Raw genomic sequence first — 26,019 nt, forward strand, 5'->3', positions numbered from 1 at the left:
CCGCGCGCTTCCACTTGGGCAGATCGATCACACAGTGGCCCTGCCCACGAAGGACGGCCAGCGGAAGGCCGACGACCGCAGCATCGAATCGCCTGGACCATCTCTCGTCGTGACGGTGACACCTGCTGCGTCCTGGGTGAGGACCTCCACCCTCTCGCTCAGGCGCACGCGAGCCCCGAGCTCGGCGGCAATCGCGTCGGGCAGGCTCTGGTTGCCGCCCGCAATCCGCCAACTCGGCTGGGGCTCGATCGACGCTATCTGGCCGAGCGCAGAAGCGCTCACCTCGCGAGCTTCTGCCGCCGCCGCCGAGATTTCGATGCGAGCCCTGAGTGCCTCGGCCAATCGACCATCACCCACCCCCCCGCAGACCGTCTTCCGCGGAGAGTGCGCCCTCGTGCGCATGATCGCGCACGAATCGCAACGCATCCCGGCCGGCCGCGATGAGGTCTTCGGTCGACACGTCCGTCAGGTCGCCAACCTCGCGGACGTAATAGCTCATCCCGGTCTCGACGAGCCCAAGACCGTACTGCTGCAACAAACCCCGCGTCTCGGAGTAGCCGTGAAGCACGAACTCGGCGCCGCGCTCGATGACGATCGGACCGAACGCAGCTTCGAGCGACTGCAACCACACGCGACCCCCGACGCGGTCCCGTGCTTCGAAGACCGTGACATCGAACCCCTCGGCAACGAGGCTCGAAGCCGCAGCGAGGCCCGCCAAACCTGCTCCTAGGACCGCAACGGTGCCACTGGACGGCGGGGTCATGCGAGTGCTCTCGACTGGCTCACCCGTCGACCGTAGGCAGACGAACGACCACCGTCACTGCTCGTGCCGTATGAATCGAGGCATCGATCCGTACGTTCGTATAGCCCCTCGCGTGCGGCAGTCCCGCGCGAGCCGACAGCCGCGTCGGGGTGGCGGGACAACGTGTGCCACGGATCGCAGGGCGTCACTATTGCAGGAAGATGACAGAGGTCACCTGCCTTTCATCAGATCCGGGTAACGGAGGAGATCGCATCGATTGGCCAAGATGTCCGTTGAGCGAACGAGAGGGAACAGCATGGTCGATAGCGTCGAGGTTGCAGTCGTTGGAGCCGGATTTGCCGGACTCCGGGCGGCACGGGATCTGAGCACAGAGGGGCGTTCGGTCGTGCTGCTCGAAGCAGCTGGAAGAGTCGGCGGCCGTGCGTACAGCCGAGAGTCGGCCACTGACCCAGGAACGACTGTGGAGGTCGGCGGAGCCTACTTCCACCGCCACCACCACGCGCGCCTCGCAGCAGAGGTCGACCGCTACAACATCGAGACCCAACCCGCCGCGCCGTTCAAGGTCTTCCGGAACCGCCTGGCGTCCGGAGATCACAACGCTGCCTTCCCCATCCCGCCTGAAGAGCTTCTCGAAGCAGAAAGAGTCCTCTTCTGCCTCATCAGGGACGCGCGCCGCATCGACTGTCACGCAGGACTCGAGAATCAGAATCTCAAGGATCTCGACATCTCGGCGCATGACTATTTGAACGCATTGAACCCGCCGCCTGTCACCAGCCAGCTGCTGCGATCGTGGATCTGGAACATGATGGGTCAACGCGTCGAGGACGCGTCAGCACTGTGGGTCCTGCAGTTGATCGCCTCGCATGACTACTCTGTGCTCGGTGTGCTCTTGTCCTTGGACGAGGTGATGACCAGCGGTACTGGCACGCTGACGAGTGCGATCGCCAGCGAGGTGCCCGACCTTCGCCTAGGTGAAGCGGTGCACGCGATTCATCAACAGGCCGACTGGGTCGATCTCGCATACGGCGCAGAGCGTGCGCTGAGGGCCGAACACGTCGTCGTCGCGGCACCTTTGAACTGCATGCGAGAACTCCGATTCGAGCCGCCATTGTCAGGACCGCGCGCCGAAGTCGTCGCCGAAGGGCATGGAGGCAGGGGACTCAAGCTGCTCATCCACGTGCAGGGGGTCCCGGAAGGAATCTCGTGCACTGGTGACGGTGTCTTCCCGACCTTGTACGACTACCTACCCGCTACCGACGGTGGCCGCATCCTCGTCGGCTTCACCGACCGGGACTCCTTCGACCCCGCCGACAACGACGCGATCGAGGCAGCGGTCCACCACTACCTGCCGGAGGCGATCATCGTCGGAACGGACTATCACGACTGGTGCGCGGACCCGTACGTGCGCGCACCCTGGGTGTCGCCGCGCATCGGGCAGGCGACACGTGCCCACAAGTCGCTTGGCGAGCCTCACGGCCGCGTGCACTTCGCAGGGTCGGACGTCTCACTCTTGTTCCCTGGCTACATCGAAGGTGCGCTCGAGACCGCCGACCGCGTTCGGGCGGAAATCAACGGCTAACCGTCTGACTCTGGGCCGCCAGTCTCTCGCTAATACGCCGCCGACGGGCGGGCTATGGGTCGTCTGTCTGTGCATCGCACACGTAGCGACGGACCCGAGGCAGAGTGTGATTATCGGCCTGTCGTCGTAAGGACCGGGATCACCCGGGTCCGCGACGGCAAGTACGACCAGGCCGAGTACTGAGAGGGCATCCAGCAGGCGACCTCGTAGAAGGCGGACGTCGACTAGTTCTATTCGATCCATCGTCCCTTGGTGAAGACAGCACTCAAGCGGGCAGGCAACGCCGTCGTGGTCTGGAAGTCGGCAGACCGCTGCGAGATTCACCCTGTGCAGATTCACACTTCGCCGCGGCGTCGCCGTTCTCGGAAGGGCAGTCTCATCGACTGGGGTGAGGCGATTGGGGAGGTTGAAGTGATCGAGGTCAACGTGCCGGATCTTGCTGTTTTCAAGGCTCTCCACGACGGAATCATCGACGTCATGACCGAGCGCCCTGACTGTCAGGGGAAGACCCAAGTCTCCGACTGCGGTCCCGGCAGGGAGTAGGAGAACGAATCTGCGCTACTTGGCCCGAATGCCGGGATCTCCTGCCCCAAGCTAACAGCCACCAACAGGCCGGACACCACGCCATCGCGAGTCACGGTGATGACAACGCCCATTGGGCGTGGTCGTCACCTGAGCAGACCAATTCTGACGCGGGCCGCCAACTTGCAGGAAGGTGACAGGGATCGTGCCGAATTCGTCGAATCTCGGCAACAGGTGCCCCTGCGGACCACCCCCAAACTGGACCACACCGAAACCGAGAGGGGCTACCGGCAACCCCAAGGTCCCTAGGGCGACAAGGCATCCATCTGAGGCTTAGTCCTGACGACAACCCCGATCCCACGCTACGTGATCGAACCTGGGGCGTTCCTAGCAGGGCGCCGCTTGAAGGGACTCGGCTCACTCGCCGATCACTTCGATTCTCGGACCCAGCATCACCAATGGCGGCTACATCGTGGCTCGCCGCTGACACTTCGCAGGCTCGTGGCCTGTCCAGAACAGCACTCCGAAAGAGGAACGACATGCACAAGACACTCGGCACACGAGTCCGGCGCCTCGCTGGCGCGGTCCTGGTGTTGGCGGTGATGGGAGTCATCAGCAGTTGCAGCACTGAGTCCGGGGGACAAGCCGCTTCCGCCTCCAGTGACGACAACGTGGCGCAGGCGGCAAACGAAGCCATCGACAAGCTCTACGGCAACGGCACCTTCACCGAGCCCGCGTCCACCGGCCCCAAGGCGCAATCCGGCTACAAGGTCGCGTTGGTGAGCTCTGGTGTCCAGTCGCCGACCGGAACTGCCATGGCCAACGGCGCCAGGGCCGCCGCAAAACTCCTCGGATGGGACTTCACCGTATACGACGGCAAGTACGAGCCCGCCGAGTATCAAGAGGGAATCCGGCAGGCCATCTCGCAGAACGCAGACGCCATCTGGCTTTACTCAATCGATTGCCCGCTCGTTAGGACCGCCCTCGAAGAGGCGAAGAAGGCGGGCATCCCGGTCTTCTCCCAGGAGGCCGCCGACTGCAGCGACGTCGACCCCAGCCAGCCCTCCTACTACGAGCGGAGCCTGGAGTTCGTCGAAGGTGACTTCATCACATGGGGCGAGGGACTCGGCGCGGCGGAGGCCACGTGGCTCCTTTCCAAGCTCGGATCCGAGGCGAACATCATTGAGGTCAGCAACACCGAGCTTGTCATCACCAAGGCTGTGCACGATGGTTTCCAGAAGGCGATGAAGGAGCAGTGTCCCGAGTGCGAGGTCGCGACACTCAACATCCGGCTTGCCGATTTCGGACCCGCCCTCGAGGAGAAGATCTCGACTGCGCTTCTTCGCAACCCGGAAGCCAACGGCATGGCCCTGTCCTATGACGACCTCGTTACTTCCGGGGGAGCGGCGGCGGTGATGGCGTCTGGACGCAACGACTCGATCGAGGTGGTCTCCGGCAGCGGATACGCCGCGAACATCGACCTCGTCCGCCAGAACAAGGGTCAGGACGCCGGGTGGACCTACGACGGAAGCTATGAGGCGTGGTCGGCCGCGGACATGATCAACCGGTACTTTGCTGGCGAGGAGAGGGTCCCTTCGGGCGTGGGCATCTCGATGTTCGACCACGACCACGACCTCCCGCCCGAGGGCGAGGCCTGGTCGACCAGCATTGACTACGAACCGGTCTTCAAGAAGGTGTGGGGCGTCTCCTGATCCGCCAAACCGACGGGAGAGGACGCGGGCTTGCGCCTGCGTCCTCCCCTGCCCCGACCAGTGCCGGTCGAGGGTGTTAGAACGCCGCTCAGAGGTGTGCGCGAGAGCCCTACAATCTGCTCATGTCGATCGAGCACGACCTACGGGCGGTCGCGGATGAACTCATTCTGAAGATCCCGGCAATCAGCGAGGAAGTCAGGGAGCGCTGCCGCTCCGGTGCTCCTAACTACTACCGCCGCAACGACCCCATGTTGCTCGAAACCGAACTACCCAGCATCACGGGGGCGCTCACGAGCATCATCCACGGACTCCGTCACGCCCGGCAGCTCCCTGACGGCGCCTCCGAAGGGGCCTTGGAAGAGGCAAGGGTCGCTGCACAGGCCGGCGTCGAACTGACCGACCTGCTCCTCACTCGCCGGATCGGCCAGGTGGTGCTGTGGAACTGGATTCTTGAAACGGCTGTACGCATCGTACCTGCCGGCCCGCGCCAGATGGCCGTCCTGAAGCAGGCTGCCGAGTACCACTTCGCTTGGAACGACCGCATCACGCACGACGTAGTAGCGACTTACGAGCAGGAAAAGTCGGCTTACTTCTTCCATAGCAGGGACCGGCAGCGTCGAGCAGTCGTCACAGACCTTCTGAACGGAGTTCCGACAGACACCGAGCAACTGGGCTACAATCTGAAAGTTGATCACCTGGCCGCGGTGGTGTGGGGAAGTGCGCCGAGGGTCGCCCTGAAGTCCCTTGCGACCCTGTTCGAGGCGTCCCTCCTCGTGGTCGAAGGCACAGGCGGGACGTCGCTGGCCTGGTTGGGCAGCAGCCGACTCTGCGAGTCCTTCGAGCAGCGCTACGAGACGTTCCAACCACCGGCGGCAACGTTCGTTGCAGTCGGCGGCCCGCTGAATGGCGTCGACGGCTTCCGTCGCGCACACAGGCAGGCGTGGCAGGCCTGCCGAGTGGGGCGCCTTCGGTCCGAACCTGTCACGCGCTACCGCGATATTGCTTTGGAGAGTGTGGTACTTCGTGACGCGCCGGCGGCTCGTGACTTCATGATGAGTGAGTTGGGACCGATCGGCGACGACGATGCGCGCACCCAGCTTCTGCGTGAGACCTTGAAGGCCTACTTCGACACGGGTCAGAACGCGGCCGCTACTGCGGGCCGCATCCGTGTGCACGAGCGGACGGTCGCGTACCGCCTCAAGTCGATCGAGGAACGGCTCGGATTCCCGATCAGCGATCGCCGCGACGAGCTCGCGGTAGCCCTTCGCCTGGCTGGTGTCTTGCACGAAGCAAGCGATCGTCAGCTCTCCATTCTCGGAGAGAACAGCCAAGGCGAAACAGGGATCTGAACGACGATCAGTCGTCCCTCGGCGGACTCCTCGGCGGACGTTGACGGTCGGCACGTCAGCAATCCCACAAAGACAACCTCCATCTTGTCGGAGCATGCAGAGGCGATCGGAAGGGTCGGCTCCCATACTGGCGCAGCGCAGTCGCGCACCCAAGCGTTAGCAAGAGGAGTTCCCCATGATTCGGCACGTCTTCTCATGGCGTGTGGCCGAAGGCCACAGCAACGACGAGATCATCGAGATCCTGAACACACTGCCGGGCGCGCTGCCAGTGATCAAGTACTGGGAGGTTGGCAGCCATCAGGGCGACCCGGGGGACAACGGGGACCCGTTCGACGGCGTACTCATCACTGACTTCGACTCCTGGGACGACCTCGATGCCTACTCCAACGACCCCTTCCACCTCAGCGTGGTCGAGCGACTCCTGCCGCGGTTCTCAGCACGCGCCGTCGTCGACTTCGAGCGCAAGGACGCCTGATGGATCGGGCCGGCATCAAGGTTGCCGCCAGCCCGTGGGGACCCGATGATCAGCTCGGGGCGCTCAATCACCTCAGCCGCGAAGGTTCCGCCGCCATCCTGGCGCGGGTCGACGGAACCCGGAGCTACGATCTCAGCATCGATTACTTCGTCGGCATGCCGAGCTTCCAAGCCGCTGGCGACCCCAGTTATCAGCTGTTCATGAGCCACACCCCCGCTGGAACTGTCGTCGACAACATGAACGGAGTCGGAGAGGCCGGCAATCGGCATGTCTGCTACTCCGGTGATGTCGTCTTCATGTACACCCACACTGGGACGCACATCGACTCCCTGAGCCACTTCGGCGTGGACGGGCACATCTACAACGGCTTCTCGGTCGAGGACAATCTCGGCAGTCGCGGATGGACCAAGGGCGGGGCAGAGGTCATCCCGCCCATCATCACCCGCGGCGTGTTGATCGATGTCGCCAAGAGCCACCAAGTCGACTGCCTGCCGGATTCGTACGCCATCACCGTCGAGGACTGCCAGAAGGTGCTCAATGATGCGGGCATCACCCTGCAGCCGGGCGACGTCGCGCTGATCCGGACTGGACGTATGGGCTTCTGGCCCGACGGGTCCAAGGTGCTCGGAAATCCGCCTGGACTTAGCCTCGAGGCCGCCAAGTGGCTCACCCGCCAGGGAATCTCGGCGATCGCTGCTGATCAGGAGTGTGTCGAGGTCGGCCCGTCCCAGCACGAGGACAACTGGCTCCCAGGGCACTGCCACTTCCTTGCAGAGGCCGGTGTCCCGATGATCGAACTGGTCAACCTGGAGGAACTGTCGCGCGACGGCGTCGACGAATTCTGTCTGATCGCCGCACCCATCCGTCTGCGCGGCGCAAGCGGAGCACCGCTCCGACCCATCGCGTTGCCGCTGCGTGACAACTGATCGTGACGAGGGACGGACAAGGAGGTACGGGATGAGCATGCCGAAGGTCGGTGTCGTCGGCGGTTCGATCGCGGGTCTGACGGCGGCGAATCTACTCCGCGACGCTGGCTGCGAGGTGGATGTCTACGAGCGGAGCGACACGCTGCTCTCCGGTTTCGGCACCGGAATCGTAGTCCAGCCCGAGTTGGTCCGCTACCTGCTGGAGCGCACCTCGACCGCGCTGGAAGACATCAGTGTCCCGAGTAACGAGATGCGCTACTTCGATGCTGCTTCCGGACGGAGTGCAGGCCAGGTCAAGGCGGGGTGGCGCTTCACGGCCTACAATGCCGTCTACCAGAAGTTGCTGGACGCTTTCGGGACAGAGCGGTACCACCTCGGCAAGGAACTCGTCCTCGTTACCCCGGGAGCGGAGACCGCTACGGCCACCTTCGCCGATGGCGCCCAGGTCACCGCTGATCTCCTCGTCTGTGCGGATGGTGGCGGCTCTGTGGCGAGATCGCAGTTGCTGGGCAGGAAGCCCGACTACGCGGGGTATGTCACCTGGCGCGGGATGGTGGACCAAAGCGACGTCTCGACGGAGACATGGGACTTCTTCCAGGATGCCTTTACGTACGGCCTTCTCCCCGACGGCCACATCATCGCGTATCCCATAAGTCAGGTTTCCTCCGAGGGTGAGGTCACGGGCGACACCCGGCTCAACTTCCAGTGGTATTGGAACGTCGAAGCAGGAGAGGCCCTCGACGAGCTCATGACGGCGAACGACGGAAATCGACGACCCGTCTCCGTGCACTTCCCGGCGCTGCCGGCGTCCAGCCTCGAAGAGTTCCGCAGCAGAGCGACCAGCCAGTTGGCGCCCAACTTCCGTGAACTGATCACCGGAGCTCCGCAGCCGTTCGTCACTATCGTCGCCGACGCCGATGTCCCTCGGATGGCATTCGACCGACTCGCCCTGATCGGGGATGCGGCATTCACTCCCCGACCGCATGCTGCGGCGGGAGCCGCCAAAGCGGCAGCCGATGCCTGGGCGCTCGCCGACCGGCTCGTCGAGGCTTCCGGTGACGTCCAGGAGGCCTTGGCGGCGTGGGAACCCGAACGGCTGGCCGTGGGGGAGGCGTACTTGGCGAAGGTGCGCGCGATGGCCGCTGCCCTGCAGCACGGGGGGGAGTTCCCCCCTGGGGCGGCAGAGTTCCGGTTCGGTCTACCCAGACCCGCGTGATACGGGCCATGACCTCACCCGAGGTTGCCCGCGTTGCGACTGACGCGTTATTGAATACGTCGCCCAGGCAAGAAGGAGAACCCGATGCAGTTGCTCAATGAGTTCGAAGTAGCACTGCCGCCGGAAAACACGTGGACTCTTCTCACCGATCTCGAGAAGGTGGCGCCATGTCTCCCCGGCGCATCAATCACGTCGGTTGAAGGCGATGACTTCCATGGCCGCGCCAAGATCAAGGTCGGTCCGATCACAGCCGAGTACAAGGGTGTCGCGCAGTTCACGGAGCTCGACGAGAAGGCGCACACCGCCGTCCTCCTCGCCCGTGGCAAGGACGCACGCGGTCAGGGAGACGCAACCGCTAACGTGCGCGCGACACTCCACCCGAAGGGCGCGGGTACCCGCGTGGTGGTCGAGACGGAACTCGCCCTGACCGGCAAGGTGGCCCAGTTCGGACGGGGCGTGCTTGCGGACGTGAGTGGCGCACTGATGACCATGTTCGCTCAGCGGCTGCAAGAGATGGTCGCAGCGGAAGGCGCTCCTGACACACCCACGTCTGCTGCCGCTGCCACGGACGACCGCGACGCGCAACACCAGGCTGCCGAGGCCCCCGCGCACCCGGCGGCCTCCGCGTCATCCAGTCGGGTAGGTGGGCGTGTCAGCGACCGCGACGACGAGGTGCTCGACATCCTAGCTCTGGCCGGCGGAATGTCGTGGGCCAAGGCCATTCCTACCGGCGGGGCGCTCGTCAGCGTCGTAGCCGCTCTGATCAGCGTTTTCGCAGCGGGGTACGCCTCCGGCAGGGCGCGCTCGGCCAATCGTTGATGTCATCAATCACCACTGATTGAGGGAGTACACCGTGAAACCACCCAAGTTCCGTTATGTCGCACCCAGGTCGCTCGACGACGCTGTCGAGCATCTGGCGTCCGATCCGGACGCGAAGGTGCTGGCGGGTGGTCAGAGCCTGATGCCGCTCCTCGCCATGCGGCTGGCAGCTCCCTCGATCCTGGTCGACCTGCAGCATGTGTCTGGCCTCGATGACATCGAAGACCAAGGCACATCTCTGCTGATCGGGGCGCGTGTGACGCACCGAGAGATAGAGCGTTCGGCCATGGTGGCCGAGCGTCTGCCGATCCTGTCCTCGGCGGTCGTCCACATCGCTCATCCGCAAATCCGATCTCGCGGAACTTTCGGCGGCAGCACAGCACACGCCGACCCGTCTGGTGAGTGGCCGACCATCCTGCTGTCCTTAGGCGCAACGATGCGCACGGTCAGTCCCCGCGGGCGGAGGACGATCGAGGCCGACGACTTCTTTGTCGGGCCTTTCACCTCGACCCTCGCCGAAGACGAGATCCTGACCCACGTCTCGGTACCCACCACGCGCACTGCATGGTCGTTCCAAGAAGCTGCCGTCAAGAAGGGCGATTACGGGCTCGCCCTTGTGGCTGCCACCGGTACCGCTCGCGATGGGGTGCTTCTGGACCCGAGAGTCACAGTCGGTGCTGCTGTCGGGTCGGTACGGAGGGTTGCGGAGGTCGAGCGTCTCTTGACTGAGACGCCACTGACCGAGGGCCTGGCAGATGAGGCGGCCGTGACGGCAGCCGCTTCGATCGACCCGATCTCGGATATTCACGGCAACAGCGAGTATCGCCGGAAGCTGGTGGCCTCACTCGTACGACGTGCCGTGATCGAACTCATGAACGGAGCCTGACGTGTCCACGACCCCCGAAGAGCGTTTGGACGTCTCGATGACGATCAACGGGAGCCGCTACCGCGCTACGGTTGAGGCACGCCGGACGCTGGCCGACTTCATCCGTGAGGATGCGCAGCTTCCAGGCACTAAGCTTGGCTGCGAGCACGGTGTGTGCGGAGCATGCACGGTACTGCTCGACGATCTGCCGGCGCGTTCCTGCCTCACCCTCGCGGTGCAGGCGGAAGGCCGTCAGATCCGGACCGTTGAGAGCCTTGCCGATGGCCAGGAACTGAACCACCTCCAACGTGCGTTCCGCGAGCAGCACGGCCTTCAGTGTGGATTCTGCACGGCTGGCTTCCTGATGACGGCGACTGCGTTGCTCGAGGAGAACGCGACCCCGACACGGGAGGAGATCGTAGAGACGATGTCGGGTTCGCTATGTCGATGCACGGGATACCAGACCATCATCTCTGCCATCGAACAAGCGGCGGCCGAGGGTCAGAGCGACACGGAGGACGACCAGTGAAGAAGCTCGACAGTCACCAGCACATGAAGACGCCGGTCGTCGCTGCTCGGTCGGTCGGGACCCGAGTGCTGCGGTCTGAAGACCCGCGGTTGCTCACCGGCCGAGGTGAGTTCATCGCCGATATCGACCTCCCGCGCCAGCTCCACGTGGCTTTCATACGAAGTCCTGTTGCACACGCACGAATCACTAATCTCGACTTGTCCGCAATCCGCGACGCGGACGGCGTGGCACTGGCGTGGTCCGGCAAGGACGTCGCCCCCTTCTGCGAGGGCCTCGTCGGCGAGATGGCGGTTGAAGGCTGCTTTCCGACCACGATGCCGCTGCTCGCGGGAGATGAAGTCGTCTACGTCGGTGAGCCTGTCGCCGTGGTCGTGGCTGACTCGCGCTACGCGGCAGAGGACGCTTGTGAACTGATCGATTGGGACTTCGACGAGCTGCCTGCCGTCACCAACGTGGACGCAGCCGCCGGTGGCGGTCCAGTCGCGAACCCGCAGCTGCCCGATAACATCGGACTCAACGGTGGCGCGAGCTTCGGTGACGTTTCAGGAGCCTTCGAACAGGCCCACCAGGTCGTCGAGGGTCGGTTCTACACCTGCCGTGTCTCGGCGGCTCCTATGGAGACGCGCGGCGTGATCGCCGACTACGAATGGGCGTCGAAGGCGCTACGTCTGTGGTCGAACACCCAGATGCCGCACTATCTGAAGTACATGCTGACGGCGTACCTCGGTTTCCCGGAGCAAAGCGTCGAAGTCATCACTCCCGACACCGGCGGTGGGTTCGGCTTGAAGGCGCACGTCTATCCCGAAGAGATGTTGCTGCCACTCATCGCCAGGGAAGTCGGCCGGCCTGTCAAGTGGATCGAAGACCGTCGAGAGAACCTCATCGCCGGCGCACACGCGCATGAGCAGTACGTTGACATCGCGTACGCGCTCGATGCCGACGGCAAGATCACAGGAGTCCGTACACACGCGCTCGGTGACGGCGGGGCGTATCACCTGCCACCATGGTCGATGGCCGTGGAGCCGTGGTGTGCCGCAGTGATGACCCCCACCGGCATCTACGACGTACCGGCTGTGGAGTACACCTACAAGGCCGCGGCCACCAACAAGACGCCCGTCGGCGCCTACCGCGGGGTGGGCTACATGGCCGGGACATTCGCTCGTGAGTGCCTCGCCGACGATGCCGCGCGTGCACTGCGCATGTCGCCCTTCGACTTCCGTCGACACAATGTCGTTCGCGAGTTCCCGTGGACCAATCCTCAGGGCATTGTTTACCAGGAGGGAAGCTGGCTGCAGACAATCGACGCACTCGAGGAGATGGTCGACTACCCGGCCTTTCTGCGTCGGCAGACCGAGCTGCGCAAGGAGGGGCGCTACATCGGGCTGGGCCTCAGCTGCTTCGTCGAGAGCAGCGGCGAGAGTACGGCGACCAGCCTCGAGCACGGACTCGGCGACGTTTACCATGACACCGCCACAGTCCGGCTGAACCCCAATGGCACCGCCAACGTGACGATCGGTCTGTCGGCGCAGGGCCAAGGACTCGCCACGACCATGGCCCAGATGGCAGCCGACACCTTGGGCATCAAGGTGGAGGACGTCAGCGTCCAGACAGCGCGGTCGACCTCTCACGCCTACGGCTCAGGCACCCTCGGTAGCCGCGGCGCAGTCGTTGCAGGTGGAGCCGTGTCACGAGCAGCAGACGTCGTCAGAGAGAAGGTGCGGCAGGTAGCCGCCCACATGCTCGAAGCATCGACCGATGACATCGAGCTGGTAGACGGTCTCGCTTCGATCAAGGGCATCTCGGACGCCTCGTTGTCCATCGCCGACGTTGCCACCGCAATCTATTTCGACCTCGACTCGTGGCCAGAGGACTTCGAGCCAACCCTCGAAGCCACCCAGGCCTACGATCCTTCCCAGGCGATGTTCAGCAACGGCGGCCACGCGATCATGGTGGAACTAGATGCCGAGACCGGCTTCGTGCGCTTCGAGAAGATCTTTTCAGTCGAAGACTGCGGCACGGTCATCAACCCCAACATCGTAGAGGGACAGATCCGCGGCGGAGTCATACAAGGCATCGGTGCATCCGTATTCGAGGAACTAGCCTATGACGAGTCTGGCCAGATTCTCACTACCACTTTCCTCGACTACGGACTGCCGACAATGGACGTCGCCCCGCCGTTCGAGATCAACCACCTCGAGACGCCCTCCTCGCACTCCGCCTCGGGCGTGAAGGGGATGGGAGAGTCGGGCCTCATCGCGGCTCCCGCTGCGGTTCTGAACGCCGTCAACGACGCCCTTTCACCATTCGGCGTGGTGTTGCGCGACCTGCCACTGACGCCTGAGAAGGTGCTTGGTGCCATGTCTGGAGCGAAGGTAGCGACCGGTTTGGCAGAGCGGTCGTGACCAGCGGGGACGGCTCGCGCACGAATCGTCTGCGCGTTGCCCTGCTTCAGGTCGCTTATGGCGACGACGAGAGTCTGTCCGATCGGGTTCAGCGAGTCAGTCAATGGATCCGCGAGGTCGGACCCGCAGACCTGGTGGTGCTCCCGGAGCTCTGGGCGCACGGCGGCTTCGCATCCACGACGTGGCGGGCGACAGCGGAGCTCATGAACGGACCGACCATCGCGCAGATGGCCTCGGTTGCCCGCGAGGTCGGTGTCTGGCTGCACGCGGGATCCATCATTGAGCGAGCAGAGGACGGCGCCGATCGCGGTGCCGAGAGACGCGGACTGTGGAACACTTCTGTGCTGATCTCTCCGCAGGGCACCGTCCACAAGACGTACCGGAAGATCCACCGCTTCGGCTTCGGCGACGGTGAACCGCGCGTTTTGGAAGCCGGCACGGACCTCGCTGTTGCCGAGCTGGTGCACGATACGGGTGCGAGTCGCGTCGGCATGGCGACCTGCTATGACCTCCGGTTCCCGGAACTCTTCCGCCGGCTCGGCGATCTCGGTGCCGACGTGATCGTGCTTCCGGCGGCGTGGCCGATGCGCAGAGTGGAGCACTGGCGGTTACTCGGACGGGCGAGAGCCTTGGAGAACCAAGCCTGGGTGCTCCAGTGCAACACCGCCGGCACGCACAGTGGGCTGGATATGGGAGGCCATTCCCAGGTCGTCGCCCCTACCGGTGAAGTCGTCGCCGAGCTGGGGAGCGATGAGGACGTCCTGCTCACCGACATCGATCTGAACCTCGTCGCTTCTGTCAGAGCGGACTTTCCCGTCCTGGCCGACCGCAGGATCTAGACATACGGTTGCTCAGCCCGGCGGCCGGAAGTAGTAGTACTGACTGATTGACCCGTGCTGACCTGCGCAAACGTCGACGGCATTCGACAGTCTGTGCCACGCCGGGTAATGAAAGCGGGTCTGGTGATGTGGGATCAGGGTCGTCGGCTTGGAGGAGCGATCTCGAGATGCCTCGGGCGGTTGTCGGCATGGTTCGAAAGTGACGCCGTCCGGGGTCACGGCCGCGTTTTCAGGCGTCCTCGACAGCAAGCAGCGCCTCGGTGCGGTCGCGCGGTGGGGCACTTGGTCCGCACCCCCCGGGCAGTGGATGAGGTACAACCCGCTCGCCGGCGCTGGTACGTCCCAGCGAGGTGCAGGAAGCATCCGGTACCACCCCGGCCTAGGCCCGGCGAGCCACGCTGCAGCCGGCGGAGGTGCCCCTCGAGTGCCCACCAGTCGAATTCGAGAACGAGTACCACGACGCAACCTCGCACCGAGCCCGTCGTTGCTTGTGGTTAGTTCCTCAAGTTGAACCCGGGTTGAAAATTGACCCCTTGGTTCTTTAGCCTCGATCCACCGATCTGCGGGAACGGTTGCGCGCGTCAAGAGGTGAGAATGCTCTTACGTGGCGAGAAATCGAACTTGTCTAAGGTCCCAGTTTCACCATCACGAAGGGCATCTCGTAGATGCAACTTTGCCACACGTCGGCTGCGACCTCCGCGGTGTTCGACGATCCGAATCTCGTGTCGTCGGCCGGACTGGTCCCGGTCCTCGTGCTGGCCCGGTCCGCTGGCCTTCACGAGCTCGCCGGCAGCACCTGTCGGTGCCGACCGACAAGGGCGCCAACGCCGGGTTGAAGGTCGCCTCGCTCGTCGCCGGGATGGTCGCCCGTGCCGACTCCATCGACGACGTGGCACTCCCTCGGCTCGGCGGGATGGGCCGGGTGTTCACCCACGCCACCGCGCCCTCGACGTTGGGGTCTTTCCTTCGGACGTTCATCTTTGGCCACGTCCGTCAGCTCGACGCCGTCGCGTCGAGGTTCCTGACCCGGCTGGCCCCCAGACACCGTTGGTCGCCAGCATCATCCCCGACGCCATCGACACAGCCGGCCGGGTGATGGTCGACGTTGACGACACAATCATCGAGGTCCACGACTACACCAAGCAGGGCTCGGGCTACGGCTACTCCGGGGTCCGTGGAGTCAACGCTCTGCTTGCGACCGTGTCCACGAAGGACTGCGCCTCTGTGGTCGTGGCCCAAACGACTCCGCAAGGGATCGCGTGGCTCACCCCGGGGTGCAAACGGCTGGTTGCCGACGCGCTGAGGACCGTTCGCACGATGTCGACCGACAAGCCCTTGCTGCGCCCAGACTGGGCGTTCCTCGGCCACCGCACCGTTTGCGGCCGCGCTCAAGGCGGGTGCGGATGTCTCGGTCACGGTGCGCCTCGACAAGCGGATCAAGGCAGCGATCTCCACGCTTCCCCATGACGCCTGGACCAGCATCGAGTACACCGACGCCGTCTACGACGAACAAGCCGATCGATGGGTATCTCGAGCGGAGGTCGCCGAGATTCCCCTCACCGCGTTCGCCGCACAGAAGAAGGTCCACCACGTGCCCGGACGTCTCGTGGTGCGCCGGATCGGCGACCTCGCCCGGCAAAAGCAGCAGGTCAGGAGACGTTGTTCGACACCTGGCGCTTCCACGGGTTCTTCACCACCACCGACCTCGCGACAGCTGACACCGTGGCCGCTGACAAGACCCACCGCGGTCACCCGATCATCGAGCAGCTCCACGCCAACCTGAAGGAAGTCCTCGGTGGCTCACCTGCCTTCAGCGTCGTTCGCCGCGAACGCGGCCTGGCTCGTGGTGGCCGTCATCGCGTTCAACCTCACCCGGGCAGCCGCGACCTGAACCGCCCTGGATTCATCGGAGGGCCGGTTGTTTGACGACCTCCGGGTCGGGGGTCGTCGTCTTAGCCTGCCGGTGGAGTGACTCGAACTCAATCGGTGGCAGGTAGCCGATCGAGGAGTGCAGCCGGGTGGTGTTGTACCAGTGGACCCATCGGGCGACTTGCCACGCGACTGCGGATCGGTCCTTCCAGGTCGGTCCGCCGTCGTTGATGGCCTCGGTCTTGAACAGTCCGATCGCGGACTCGCACAGGGCGTTGTCCAGCGCGTCGCCTACGGTGCCGATCGACCCGGCGATACCGGCCTCGATCAGCTCGGCGGTGAAAGCCACCGACGTGGCTGCCGGCATCGGAATGGTGGATCAGCCCAGTGCCGGTCCACTCGACGTGGTGGCGCTGACGCACGTCGAGGGCCTGGCGGAACGCGTCAAGGACCAGCCGGGTCTCCTTCGAGCCGCTGACCCGCCAGCCAAGCACCCGGCGGGAGAAGACGTCGACGACGAACGCGACGTAGCAGAACCCGGTCAGGGTCCACACGTAGGAGAAGTCCTATGCCGACCTTCGAACTATGCCGATGTTGCTGGGGATGGGCTGTGCTGGCGCGGCCTTCGGCTCCGGATGGTCGGCATAGTCAAAGTGCGGTGAGCCAGGTGAGGATGTCGGGCGCGGGACGGTAGGTGCCGGCTTGCACGTCGGGCGGTCGGGTTCGGTCGAGGGCTGCTTGCTTGATGGCCATGTCGGCGTGGAGGTAGCCATCGGTGCTGTGGGTGTCGGCGTGCCCGAGCCACAGCGCGATGACGGCGACGTCGACCCCGGCAGCGAGCAGGTTCATCGCTGCGGTGTGGCGCAGGGTGTGCATCGTGACGTGCTTCCCGGTCAGGCTTGGACAGGCGGCTGCTGCGGCTGCGACGTGGGTGGCAAGTCGATGCTCGAGGGCATCGCGGGACAGGGACAGACCGCGGGGACCGCAGAACAGTGCGGTCCCGGGCCGGGCGGACCGCTCGGTCAGGTAGTCCGTCATCACGCTTACCGTCGCGCCCGTCAGGGGCGTGATGCGTCGGCGCCGTCCTTTGCCGGTGCAGGTGACGTGTGGGCCGGTGCCGAGGTGGACATCGTCGATGGTGAGTGAGCAGACCTCGCTGATGCGAAGACCGGTCTGCACGGTCATGGCCAGCAGCGCGTGGTCGCGTCGCCCCGTCCGGGTCGTCGGGTCGGGCGCGGCGAGGAGGGCGACGACCTCGTCGGGCCTGAGGAACTCGATGACCGGTCTGGTCGTGCGTTTGGGCGGGATCGCCAGGACCTGGGTGATCGTTGCAGCGTGTTCGGGGTGATCGGGCAGCGCGTGGCCGAGCACGGCGCGGATCGCGGTCAGGCGGACGTTGCGGGTCTTGGCACTGTTGCCGCGCTCGTGTTCGAGGTAGTCCAGGAACCTGGTGATGTTTGTCGCGGTGACGGCGTCGAAGTCGACCGCGTCGACGCTGACCCCGAGTGTCGTGGTCAGGTACTTCAGCAGCATCCGCCACGTGTCGCGGTAGGAACCGATCGTGTGATTCGACAGGTCCCGCTGACTTCGGGCGAAGGTGGTGAAGTAGGTCTGCAAGCTGGCGGCCAGCGCGTTCATGAGGGCTCTCCTGTGCCGGCATCGATGTCGGCACCGATTTCGGGGTTGAGTTCAAGGCGGCCGGCGGCCAGGGCCATGAGCTCGCCAGTCGCGGACAGGTACCAGTACGTGTGGGTGGCGTCGGAGTGCCCGAGCCAGGTCGCGAGCAGCGACAACACCCGCTCGGGGTCACCGTCGTGGGCGTAGGCCGCGGTCATGTGCGCGGTGGCGAAGGTGTGTCTCAGGTCGTGCAGGCGCGGTCGTGCTCTCCCACGCGGTGTCAGTCCGGCTTCCTCCCGGACTGCTCGGAACATCTTGTAGAAGCTCACGTAGATGTACCCGGTCCCGTTGGCGGTCACGAAGACCGGACCATCGGGGTCGGGGTTGGTCGCCGTGCGGGCTGGCAACGTGATGTAGTCCATCAGCGCGGCCGTCGTCGTGGGGTGCAGCGGGACGAGCCGCTCAACCGACTTCGCCGCCTTGATGACCAACAGATCGTTGACGTGGTCGACGTCGCCCACGCGCAGCTTCAATGCCTCCCCGATTCGCAGCCCCGTCGCGGCAAGCAGCCCAATGACCGTGCGCATCGTCGCGGCGATCCGCTCGTCAGTGAACACTCGGTCGCAGGCGGTGAGCAGCGCATCGAGGTCGTGTTGGCTGTAGATGAAGGGCACCGCTCGAGGCTTCGGGGCCGGTAGCAGCCCGCGCGGGATGACCGGGACGTCGACGTCGTTCGCGTTCAGGTAGCCGGCAAAGCGCCGCACCAACGACAGTCGGGTCGCCCACCACGAGGGGTGCGCGTCCGGGTTGAGCCGGGCCCAGGTCACCGCCTCATCGATAGTGAACGTCTGCGTCTGGCCGCGGGCTTCGAGCCAGGTGCAGAACAGGCCGACCTGCCGCTCGACGTCGTTGAGCTGGAACCCCAACGCCCGGCGCATCACCAGGTACTCATCGAGCCGATCACGCAACGTCGGTGTCGGCGCCGACGCCGCCGGCGTCTTCGCGGGGGCGGTCATCGCGGTACCTGTCCGAACGGGACGACCAGCTCGCGTAGCGAGGCAAGGTCGACCTTGGCGTAGGTCATCGTGGTGACGGTGTAGACGTGGCCCAGCAGTTCCTTGGCTTCGCTCAGCGTGCCGCCCGCGGCCAGGACGTCCATCGCGGCGGTGTGGCGGAGCCGGTGTGCGTGGATCGGCTCGATGCCGGCCATGCTCGACAGGCGGGCGATGACCCCTGAGGTTCCCGAGGCCGTCATCATCTGGCGTGGTGCCCGCAGGCGCACGAACACGGCGCGATCCAGCGCCTCAGGTCGAAGTCGCAGCCAGGCTTCCAATGCCTGCCCCACGTCGACGGGTAGGGGTAGCACGTGCTCGCGGCCCTTGCCGGTGACTCTCACCTGGCCGCCTGCCCAGTCGATGTCATCGAGCATCAGATGGGCGGCCTCACCGGCCCGCAGGCCGAGCCGGACCAGCATCAACACCAGTGCACGGTCTCGTGCCCCGATCGCCGTGGTCGGGTCGCAGACGGCGAGTAATGCCGCGACCTGGTCGGCGGTCACTCCCCGCGGGAGGGATCGTTTGGTCCCGGACGGTTTGAGGATCCCGGCGCTCAGGTCCCGGTCCAAGCGACCGGTGCTCAGCGCCCACCGCAGCAGGCAACGGACCGAGCCCACCACGTGAGCCTTGGCGGCAACACCGTAGCCACGGCCACGGTCAGCCACGTACGCGTTGATCATCGTCGCGTTGAGCCGGTCCCAGCTCACCGACCCGTCGGCCGTCGTCACCTGGTCCAGAAGACCGACTGCGTAGTAGCGATACCGAACGATGGACTTCTCGGTCAGCCCGCGCTGGACCCGCATCCACTCGCACCATTGCGCCGCCGCAACCTGTGTCGGTGTGGACCGGTCCTCGTCGACTCCGTCTGCCTGCAAGTAGCCGGAATCTGTCAGGCATCGGCGGAGCGCACCGATCCAGGGCTTCACCGAGGAGCACGGCCGTTCGCGGGAACGCTCCGCTGTCACGAACCGATCGAGCAGGTCCTCGTCGATCTCATCGATGCCAGCGCCAGCCAACTCCATCCAGGCGCTCAGCCGCTGGGCCAGATTCACGGCTGCGGCCGCTGAGCCCGGCGAGTACCCCTTCGCCGCGAACCACCGCCGACATTCGTCCAACACAGTCGGTGCCAGCGGGCCCACCGGCACCCGCTGGATCCGAACCGGATACGGCCGGGCCGTCGCCGATCTCTTCGTCACGAACCTCACCTCCAGACACTTCGTGTGTCTGAAGCGTGATCACGACGCCGGGACTATGCCGACCTTCCATAGCCACTCCACGTCACTGACCTGCACGACCTTCAACAATGTCGGCATAGTTCAGAGGTCGGCATAGGACATCACCGAGCACTGGACCCGCGAGGGCGAGCTGTATCTCTGCGCGATCAAGGACGTCTACTCCAACCGGATCGTCGGCTACTCCATCGACTCACGGATGAAGTCCCGGATCGCGGTCGCCGCGCTCGACAACGCGGTTGCCCGCCGTGGTGCTGAGGGCGTGGATGTGGCCGGCTGCCTGCTGCACACCGACCGTGGGTCGCAGTTCAGGTCCAGGAAGCTGGTCCACCAACTCAACCGGCACCAGATGGTCGGCTCCATGGGCCGAGTCGGCGCGGCCGGCGACAACGCGGCGATGGAGTCCTTCTTCTCGCTGCTGCAGAAGAACGTGCTGGACCGCCGCGTCTGGAACACCCGCGAGGAGCTCCGGATCGCGATCGTGACCTGGATCGAACGGACCTATCACCGCCGCCGACGGCAAGCCGCTCTCGGGCGGTTGACCCCGGTCGAATACGAGTTGATCATGAAGCCCGCCGCCACCCAGGCGGCCTAACCGAAACTGTCACCCGTCCGTGCAGCAGACCCAGCCGAGGTCCACCACGGTTTGGGCCATCGGAATGAACGTCGATGTGCCGAGCTATCGACGACCGACGCCGACAGTCTGTCCCCCGCCACTCCGTCGCCCGCAACGCAAGCAAGCGCGCAAGCGTATGCCCGCTCGGTCAACAAATGCTGAGCGGGGAGACGCCGCTGCACGACGTCCCCCCGCTCGACAAAGCTCAGGAAACGCCCCACATCGCCTTGTAGACGGGCTTGTACTCAATGTCGACCGACCACGCCTTACCGGCCGGCGGCAATCCGTTATCGGCATCGAAGACGGCGATGCCGACTCCCGACTCACCCTGCTCCTCGCCCGCCAGCAGGCGATTGATCATGTCCGCCGCGGCCCAGGTCTCGTACCCCATGTCGTAGGCGAAGCCGGCATCCTGGCCCTGGCCGTCACGGATAAGTTTTACATTGGCAGGGAAGCCACTGCCCGCAACGACCGCCAGCGAATCATTTCGGCCCGACGCCATCACCGCGGCCGAGCCACCTGTAGTCATTAGATCGTCATAAGAAAGTGCCATGCCGTTGGCGTTCGGGTTACGCAGCAGCGCGGTCTCGATCTTCTCTTGCAGCGCAGGGCCGAAGTCAGCGATCTGCGCTTTCACCTCCGTTACCTTGCACGCCGGGCACTGTTCTTCCATAGCGGCCGTGAACCCCTCGTGAATTGCGTTCGTCACAACCAGCTCGGGCACGCTGACCTCGATCACATCGGCGTCCTCGCCCAGCTGCGCCAGTAGCCATGTCGCCTGCGATTCACCCATGGCCCTCGCCCAGTCGATGAAGGTGCCTTGGCTGAAGGCGAGCGTGTCAGCGAAGTAGGACTCAGCCTCAGGGTCGACATCTGTGCAGTCTGCGGCTTCCTGGGAAACCACTGGGATACCGGCCCTCTTGGCCTCGGCCAGGGCGGTTTCGGCCAGCGGACAGTCGATTGAATAGAGCCAGATGACGTCTGCCTTCTGCGAGATCGCCTGACGGATGCCCTCTTGGTATTCAGCTGGCTCGTACTTGCCGTCATAGACTGAGAGGTCCCATCCAAGCAGTCCGGCCACCTCACGGGCGGCCTCGACCTGCTTGGTGCCGGTTGGAGACTGAACACCGGAGTTGACGACTGCGATACGGGCTCCGCGCTGAGCCTCGGGGCCCTCTGCGGGCGGCTCGGTATAGCTACCCTGTCCGTAAAAGTTGGAGTCCAGAGCCTCTGCGGCGTTCTGCGCGATCTCGTCACCGCCACCGCTACCGATTGTCTGCTCACCAGACTCGGTGCTGCAAGCCGCTCCTGCGGCGATGACTGCGAGCGCCACTGAGACGCCGGCCAGCCGGCGGGCAGGCCTATTGAATGTCGAACGCATCGTTCCTCTTTCGAGTGCATACAAGGCACGGGTGGGGACCCGTCTGGAGTTGCGCGACCGCCCGCTTCGAGTGCTGGCCGCCGTCGGTGAAGAACGGCTGCGAGCGGAAAGTCGCCGTGGCGTGGTTGGGCCCATCGATGAGCGACTACTCGTCCCGCATGCGACCTTCTGTGCGGGGGCCGCTGCAGCGTTCGCGGGACCTCCGGCTCTGTGTGGCAGGGCCTCGTGAGCCCGTTTGATGTTGCCAACCGTTGAGTGGAGCCATCCTCAAATTCGGCGCCACGGGATAGTTGCCGGAATCGGACGAAATGGGCTTAGCGGTGTGCGCCTTCCGTCAAACGAAGGGTGTCAGCCTGCCAACGCAGATCCCCGTGGCTTTGGAGCAGACGATGATCGTGCACGACGCGGGCTAGACGGGCCGAGTGCATGCCCGGTGACGGTCGGGCCGGGGCAAGCCCGGACTGGAGTGGATGCTCCAAGGGAGTTCGGGGACCTCGGTGCGACTCGCCGGCGGTCGTGCGGCCCCCCGCGGTTGGCTCAGTGTGTCGAGGACCATCTTCGCCCCATGGTATCGGGAAGGGTGCTCCGTGCTCGTACAGTCGACACCGCGAGCTCGGGGCCAACGACCCAACGCTGAGAGTGTGTCCGCGCTGGCTCCTCGAACACGACAACCTCTGGCCTCCTCCGACCCGGATGCACGGCCCGGTCAATCCGTCGCAGCAACGGTCATGCTGCTGCCGGCTTGGCGAGCAGCTCCGCCAGCGCTCGGTCTGGTGTCCGTAGGTCGAGGGTAGGCCAGTGTCGACGGTTGAGGATGGCGGCGATCCGGGCGAGGTCGTCGGCGGGGTGGATCGACAAGTCGGTGCCCGGTTGGTGTTCTCGCTCGTGCCGCGCTGCCAGGTCGCAGAAGGAGACCGGCATCTCGGTCCGGGCCTCGACGTCGCTGTAATGGGCCAGCTCGGATCCGCGATCACAGGTCGGGGACTGTCGCAGGTCGACCGGCAGGCGGCTCATCTCGCGGATCATCGCCTCGACGCCGCGTCGGCGTCGTGGCGCCCGGGCAGGTGGCGCAGGATCACGAACGGGGGGTCGACCGCTCGACCAGGGTGCCGACCGCCGAGGCGTTGCACGTGCCGAGGATTAGGTCGCCTTCCCAGTGGCCAGGGACAGCAGCACGGTCGGCAAGTTCGGCAGGCCGCTGGCCGATGGTGAACGCCTCGCGCTGCAGCGACTTTCAGCGACCATAGACCGGCCCATGCGGCTCGCGTGCCCGCCGCTCACTCTCAGCATCGCTGCACTCCGATCAGGTCACCGTTGCTTAGACCGATGGACATCGCCCAGAGCGGAAGGAGTCGAAGTGTTTGGCTCGCACTTGTGACTCACGCACAACCGGGACCGCAACCAGTCACGGTGCCCGATCATGCTCGAGATTCGACGCAGGGGTCGGCCATGTCGGCGGCCTCGCCGAGCGCCTTCCGGGCTGCCTCCACGATCTGCTGGTACCCAGTGCAGCGACACAGATTGCCGGAGATTGCCTCGCGGATTTCGTCGTCGTTGAGTCGACGCGCCTCGTTGTAAATCGGCAGCAGGGTCATCAGCATCCCAGGCGTGCAGAAGCCGCATTGGAGGCCGTGGCAAGCGGAGAATGCATCTTGGAGCCCGTGCAGCTTTTCGTCGCAGGCAAGGCCTTCGACGGTGGTCAGTCGCCGGCTGTCGCATTGCACCGCAAGCATGGTGCAGGACCGCACGGGCTCGCCATCCAGAAGCACGGTGCAGCTGCCGCACACCCCGTGCTCACAACCGACGTTGGTGCCGGTCAGTCCCAGCTCGTGCCGCAAGAAGTCCGATAGAAGCATGCGTGGCTCGACGTCACGCTCATAACCTTCACCGTTTACGGTCACACGAGTCTTCATGCGGATTTCCTCTCGGTTCCGGCGCGGTCCAGATCGAACGCTTGGCGCAGAGCTCGACGTAGTGACTCCGCGACGACAGCGCGCCGATACTCCTTCGTCCCGTGAACGTTGCTTTCCGGACTGAGATACCTCTCTGCGCGGGCAACCGCATCGGACACGGCCGACTCGTCGACTATTCGGTCGACCAGAACCTCATCGAGGCCCTTGGCCGAGGTGGGTCCAGGGCCCGCCGCAATCAGACCCGCGCGCACCCGTGTGCAGCGTCCCTGTTCGTCGAGGCGGACACTGACTGCTGCCCCGCCGATGGCGTAGTCACCTTTACGGCGCGCGAACTCCGAGAATCCCCACTTGGTGGAAGCATCGTGTGCAGGGACCTCGACACCTGTCAGGAGTTCGCCATGGTTGAGGGCAGTCTGAAAGTGGGAGCCGAAGAAATCTTGGCACGGGATGCGTCGTTCCCCGTCGCGAGATCGGGCGACGATGGTGGCTCCAGTCGCGAGGAGCACCGCCGGGAACTCGGCAGCGCTGTCACTGTGGGCAATCGCTCCACCGAACGTCCCTCGATTGCGCACCTGTGAGTGGGCGACCCAGCCTGCAGCCGTTGAGAGTAGCGGAGCGTCCTGTCTGAATATGGTCAGCCTTTGGATCTCTGCGTGCCGAGTCAGCGCTCCGATACGCAGCACCTCACCTACTCGACGCACGTCGCGAAGCTCGGTGAGTCGGGAGACATCTACCAACAGCGTGGGACTCGCAAACCGCAAGCTGAGCAGCGGGATGAGGCTCTGCCCGCCGGCGATGAACTTCGCGTCCTCATCGGAGCAGACAAGTTCGATCGCGTGGTCCACTGATGTGGCGACCACGTACTCGAAAGGCGGTGGCTTCACGGGCATCCCTCTCGTGGAACGTCGGCCGGTCCCGACGCAGTTGCGCGTTCCAATTACGGCGCCTGATCTGTTTCGACTATCACACCAGTCTGGTCCCAGCGAGGCACCATGCCCATTACGCAGTCAGGCAAGGTCAACGCCTGCTTGTTCGGCACCTGACAAGGGCAGATGGTGGGGCGGCTTACTGAGCGGCAGCCTCGGGGTCGGGGCCCAAGCCGGCGTCCGCCTGCGCATCAAGATCGCGGAGGTCCGCACTTGAGACCTGGCCTAGGAGGTCAGCGAGGCGAAGTGCCGCGGCCAGCTCGTCCCGACGAGCGCCGATGGTCACCCCGAGTCGGGACTCGATCGAGCGCAGGCGGTAAGCCACCGTACGCTCGTGGACGTGAATGGCCTGTGCCGTAGAGGCCGCATTCTGTCCGGACCTGAAATAGGCCCGCAAGGTGGACTTCAACAACTCACCACGCGGATCTTCCTCGTCATGCAGGGGACCTAGCTCACGCGACACAAAGTCTTGGACGGCTTGACGGTCCTTGAGCATCAGTGCCTCTAGTGCGACATCGGCGTAGTTAACGAGGCCCGCGGCTCGTAGCTTGCCTACTCGGTATGCCTGCCACGCCTGACGGTGACTCAACCGGAAGCCATCGATCCCGTGCGCCACCTCGCCCAGAGCAAGATGGGTCTCGCGCATCGCCCGGGCAGCCTCCGGCCGCTCGACTAGTACTCGCTTCAACGATGACGAGCCTAACCAGCCCAGGTACGTCCCAGAGGTGCCGCTCACGGTCAGGTGCCTCGCGTCCAAACTGACGGCTAGCGCCCGAATGTTGGCCTCAGGCGAGCGTCCCCATGCGACGACAGCCAGGTGCTCCGCACGCAGGCTGTAACCGAGTTGCTGAACGTCGGCCGGTATCCCTCGCAGGATGTCACTGACGACCGCACGTCGCTTCCGGTCCTGACTCCTGAAGAAGTAGGCATTGTGTTCGGCTTGATAGGCGGCGATGACGGACTCCATCACCTTGTTGTTCCACCCGTACTGGTAGTCCGAGGCCTGCTTTAGGACGGCCATGCGCCGCTCGTCCGAGTCGACCACATGCAAGGTCTCCTCCAGGATCGCGTCCCACAAGATCGACTGACCCACCCGATACGTGCGCAACAAAGAGTGCAGATCGATGCCAGCCTGGGCCGCAATCCGAGCTTCCTGGAGTGCAGCATCGGAAGGACGGTCGGGTGGCCGGCGTCCACCGGCCAAGCCCTCGACGATGCTCGTGAGTGCAGACAGGACACTGGAGCGTTCGGCTTCCTTGTATACCGGGTCGTCCTTCTCGTAGATCTCAGGAACCTCTTGTGCGGAAGTCCGTTCGATCGCCGAGACGAGTTCAGGGATCCGCGCCCGGACCGCGTTCGCCACGACCTGCAGGTCGGACTCGATCGTCATGGATCGATCCTAGGCACGTTCACG

At 64.7% G+C, this 26,019-nt stretch carries 21 protein-coding genes and 4 pseudogenes; 14 read left to right on the forward strand and 11 right to left on the reverse strand.

The features are described 5' to 3' along the window. Nucleotides 1–27 precede the first annotated feature (27 nt). Together NOCA_RS04390 and NOCA_RS04395 are read right to left on the reverse strand one after the other, a co-directional pair. Nucleotides 28–342 (reverse strand): FAD-dependent oxidoreductase, encoded by a 315-nt coding sequence (locus tag NOCA_RS04390; RefSeq protein WP_197687786.1) that lies wholly within the window; start codon nt 340–342, stop codon nt 28–30. 7 nt (nt 343–349) lie between these two features. Then, a complete protein-coding gene (locus NOCA_RS04395) occupies nt 350–763 on the reverse strand; it encodes an FAD-dependent oxidoreductase (RefSeq protein WP_011754071.1) in 414 nt (137 codons plus the stop codon). 295 nt (nt 764–1,058) lie between these two features. Between NOCA_RS04395 and NOCA_RS04400 the strand changes: the two genes are divergently transcribed. The 13 genes and pseudogenes from NOCA_RS04400 to NOCA_RS28145 form a co-directional block, all read left to right on the forward strand. Beyond that, nucleotides 1,059–2,342: a flavin monoamine oxidase family protein gene (locus NOCA_RS04400; RefSeq protein ID WP_011754072.1), complete on the forward strand. Its 1,284-nt coding sequence runs from the start codon at nt 1,059–1,061 to the stop codon at nt 2,340–2,342. 252 nt (nt 2,343–2,594) lie between these two features. Then, on the forward strand, nt 2,595–2,885 hold the full coding sequence (locus NOCA_RS26950; RefSeq protein WP_140404163.1) for a hypothetical protein: 291 nt from the start codon (nt 2,595–2,597) through the stop codon (nt 2,883–2,885). 518 nt (nt 2,886–3,403) lie between these two features. Beyond that, on the forward strand, nt 3,404–4,576 hold the full coding sequence (locus NOCA_RS04405) for a sugar ABC transporter substrate-binding protein (RefSeq protein WP_011754074.1): 1,173 nt from the start codon (nt 3,404–3,406) through the stop codon (nt 4,574–4,576). Nucleotides 4,577–4,698: 122 nt separating this feature from the next. After that, nucleotides 4,699–5,925 carry a PucR family transcriptional regulator gene (locus NOCA_RS25440; RefSeq protein WP_011754075.1) on the forward strand — a complete coding sequence of 409 codons (1,227 nt, stop codon included), beginning with the start codon at nt 4,699–4,701 and terminating at the stop codon, nt 5,923–5,925. A 175-nt stretch (nt 5,926–6,100) separates the two neighbouring features. Continuing rightward, nucleotides 6,101–6,400, forward strand: a complete 300-nt coding sequence (locus NOCA_RS04415; protein ID WP_011754076.1) for a Dabb family protein — start codon at nt 6,101–6,103, stop codon at nt 6,398–6,400. Then, complete coding sequence (locus NOCA_RS04420) at nt 6,400–7,326, forward strand: cyclase family protein (protein ID WP_011754077.1); 927 nt, start codon at nt 6,400–6,402, stop codon at nt 7,324–7,326. The genes NOCA_RS04415 and NOCA_RS04420 overlap by 1 nt, the downstream gene beginning before the upstream one ends. Nucleotides 7,327–7,357: 31 nt before the next feature. Beyond that, a complete protein-coding gene (locus tag NOCA_RS04425) occupies nt 7,358–8,542 on the forward strand; it encodes an FAD binding domain-containing protein (protein ID WP_011754078.1) in 1,185 nt (394 codons plus the stop codon). Nucleotides 8,543–8,626: 84 nt separating this feature from the next. Next, on the forward strand, nt 8,627–9,361 hold the full coding sequence (locus tag NOCA_RS04430; RefSeq protein ID WP_011754079.1) for an SRPBCC family protein: 735 nt from the start codon (nt 8,627–8,629) through the stop codon (nt 9,359–9,361). Nucleotides 9,362–9,395: 34 nt separating this feature from the next. Next, nucleotides 9,396–10,247, forward strand: coding sequence for an FAD binding domain-containing protein (locus tag NOCA_RS04435; protein WP_011754080.1), 852 nt, complete (start codon nt 9,396–9,398; stop codon nt 10,245–10,247). A gap of 1 nt (nt 10,248) precedes the next feature. Beyond that, entirely contained in the window at nt 10,249–10,755 is a 507-nt protein-coding gene (locus NOCA_RS04440) for a (2Fe-2S)-binding protein (RefSeq protein WP_011754081.1), read from the forward strand. Next, nucleotides 10,752–13,157 (forward strand): xanthine dehydrogenase family protein molybdopterin-binding subunit, encoded by a 2,406-nt coding sequence (locus NOCA_RS04445; RefSeq protein ID WP_011754082.1) that lies wholly within the window; start codon nt 10,752–10,754, stop codon nt 13,155–13,157. Before NOCA_RS04440 ends, NOCA_RS04445 begins: the two co-directional genes overlap by 4 nt. Next, nucleotides 13,154–13,996, forward strand: coding sequence for a carbon-nitrogen family hydrolase (locus NOCA_RS04450; protein ID WP_011754083.1), 843 nt, complete (start codon nt 13,154–13,156; stop codon nt 13,994–13,996). Before NOCA_RS04445 ends, NOCA_RS04450 begins: the two co-directional genes overlap by 4 nt. A 665-nt stretch (nt 13,997–14,661) precedes the next feature. Beyond that, nucleotides 14,662–15,878: pseudogene (locus NOCA_RS28145) on the forward strand (IS1380 family transposase); the annotation flags it as partial. A gap of 21 nt (nt 15,879–15,899) precedes the next feature. On the opposite strand, the pseudogene NOCA_RS28150 reads toward NOCA_RS28145, so the two are convergent. The 4 genes and pseudogenes from NOCA_RS28150 to NOCA_RS04475 form a co-directional block, all read right to left on the reverse strand. Continuing rightward, nucleotides 15,900–16,431, reverse strand: a pseudogene (locus NOCA_RS28150) (transposase); the annotation flags it as partial. A gap of 82 nt (nt 16,432–16,513) precedes the next feature. Then, nucleotides 16,514–17,503 (reverse strand): tyrosine-type recombinase/integrase, encoded by a 990-nt coding sequence (locus NOCA_RS04465; protein WP_011754084.1) that lies wholly within the window; start codon nt 17,501–17,503, stop codon nt 16,514–16,516. Then, entirely contained in the window at nt 17,500–18,498 is a 999-nt protein-coding gene (locus tag NOCA_RS04470) for a tyrosine-type recombinase/integrase (protein WP_011754085.1), read from the reverse strand. Before NOCA_RS04470 ends, NOCA_RS04465 begins: the two co-directional genes overlap by 4 nt. After that, on the reverse strand, nt 18,495–19,589 hold the full coding sequence (locus NOCA_RS04475; RefSeq protein ID WP_238383412.1) for a tyrosine-type recombinase/integrase: 1,095 nt from the start codon (nt 19,587–19,589) through the stop codon (nt 18,495–18,497). The genes NOCA_RS04470 and NOCA_RS04475 overlap by 4 nt, the downstream gene beginning before the upstream one ends. Nucleotides 19,590–19,869: 280 nt before the next feature. Here NOCA_RS04475 and NOCA_RS04480 point away from each other — a divergent pair. After that, nucleotides 19,870–20,364 (forward strand): annotated as a pseudogene (locus NOCA_RS04480) (IS3 family transposase); the annotation flags it as partial. Between the two features lie 226 nt (nt 20,365–20,590). Here the strand turns inward: NOCA_RS04480 and NOCA_RS04485 are convergent. From NOCA_RS04485 to NOCA_RS04505, 5 genes and pseudogenes are all read right to left on the reverse strand, one after another. After that, nucleotides 20,591–21,766: a sugar ABC transporter substrate-binding protein gene (locus tag NOCA_RS04485; protein ID WP_011754088.1), complete on the reverse strand. Its 1,176-nt coding sequence runs from the start codon at nt 21,764–21,766 to the stop codon at nt 20,591–20,593. A gap of 726 nt (nt 21,767–22,492) precedes the next feature. Then, nucleotides 22,493–22,988: pseudogene (locus tag NOCA_RS28605) on the reverse strand (IS30 family transposase); the annotation flags it as partial. 196 nt (nt 22,989–23,184) lie between these two features. Further along, nucleotides 23,185–23,679, reverse strand: a complete 495-nt coding sequence (locus tag NOCA_RS04495) for a (2Fe-2S)-binding protein (protein ID WP_011754089.1) — start codon at nt 23,677–23,679, stop codon at nt 23,185–23,187. After that, the gene (locus NOCA_RS26380; protein ID WP_011754090.1) at nt 23,676–24,563 is read right to left on the reverse strand and encodes an FAD binding domain-containing protein; all 888 of its coding nucleotides are present in this window, start codon (nt 24,561–24,563) and stop codon (nt 23,676–23,678) included. Before NOCA_RS26380 ends, NOCA_RS04495 begins: the two co-directional genes overlap by 4 nt. A gap of 181 nt (nt 24,564–24,744) precedes the next feature. Next, nucleotides 24,745–25,995 carry a PucR family transcriptional regulator gene (locus tag NOCA_RS04505; protein ID WP_011754091.1) on the reverse strand — a complete coding sequence of 417 codons (1,251 nt, stop codon included), beginning with the start codon at nt 25,993–25,995 and terminating at the stop codon, nt 24,745–24,747. Nucleotides 25,996–26,019 lie beyond the last annotated feature (24 nt).

Source organism: Nocardioides sp. JS614 (assembly GCF_000015265.1).
In the GTDB taxonomy this organism is placed as follows: domain Bacteria; phylum Actinomycetota; class Actinomycetes; order Propionibacteriales; family Nocardioidaceae; genus Nocardioides.

Excerpts from the sequence above, each read along its gene's own strand:
- NOCA_RS04395 (WP_011754071.1), bottom strand. The coding sequence starts at position 763 with ATGACCCCGCCGTCCAGTGGCACCGTTGCGGTCCTAGGAGCAGGTTTG.
- NOCA_RS04400 (WP_011754072.1), top strand. The coding sequence starts at position 1,059 with ATGGTCGATAGCGTCGAGGTTGCAGTCGTTGGAGCCGGATTTGCCGGA.
- NOCA_RS04405 (WP_011754074.1), top strand. The coding sequence starts at position 3,404 with ATGCACAAGACACTCGGCACACGAGTCCGGCGCCTCGCTGGCGCGGTC.
- NOCA_RS25440 (WP_011754075.1), top strand. The coding sequence starts at position 4,699 with ATGTCGATCGAGCACGACCTACGGGCGGTCGCGGATGAACTCATTCTG.
- NOCA_RS04415 (WP_011754076.1), top strand. The coding sequence starts at position 6,101 with ATGATTCGGCACGTCTTCTCATGGCGTGTGGCCGAAGGCCACAGCAAC.
- NOCA_RS04420 (WP_011754077.1), top strand. The coding sequence starts at position 6,400 with ATGGATCGGGCCGGCATCAAGGTTGCCGCCAGCCCGTGGGGACCCGAT.
- NOCA_RS04425 (WP_011754078.1), top strand. The coding sequence starts at position 7,358 with ATGAGCATGCCGAAGGTCGGTGTCGTCGGCGGTTCGATCGCGGGTCTG.
- NOCA_RS04430 (WP_011754079.1), top strand. The coding sequence starts at position 8,627 with ATGCAGTTGCTCAATGAGTTCGAAGTAGCACTGCCGCCGGAAAACACG.
- NOCA_RS04465 (WP_011754084.1), bottom strand. The coding sequence starts at position 17,503 with ATGAACGCGCTGGCCGCCAGCTTGCAGACCTACTTCACCACCTTCGCC.
- NOCA_RS04470 (WP_011754085.1), bottom strand. The coding sequence starts at position 18,498 with ATGACCGCCCCCGCGAAGACGCCGGCGGCGTCGGCGCCGACACCGACG.
- NOCA_RS04485 (WP_011754088.1), bottom strand. The coding sequence starts at position 21,766 with ATGCGTTCGACATTCAATAGGCCTGCCCGCCGGCTGGCCGGCGTCTCA.
- NOCA_RS04495 (WP_011754089.1), bottom strand. The coding sequence starts at position 23,679 with ATGAAGACTCGTGTGACCGTAAACGGTGAAGGTTATGAGCGTGACGTC.
- NOCA_RS04505 (WP_011754091.1), bottom strand. The coding sequence starts at position 25,995 with ATGACGATCGAGTCCGACCTGCAGGTCGTGGCGAACGCGGTCCGGGCG.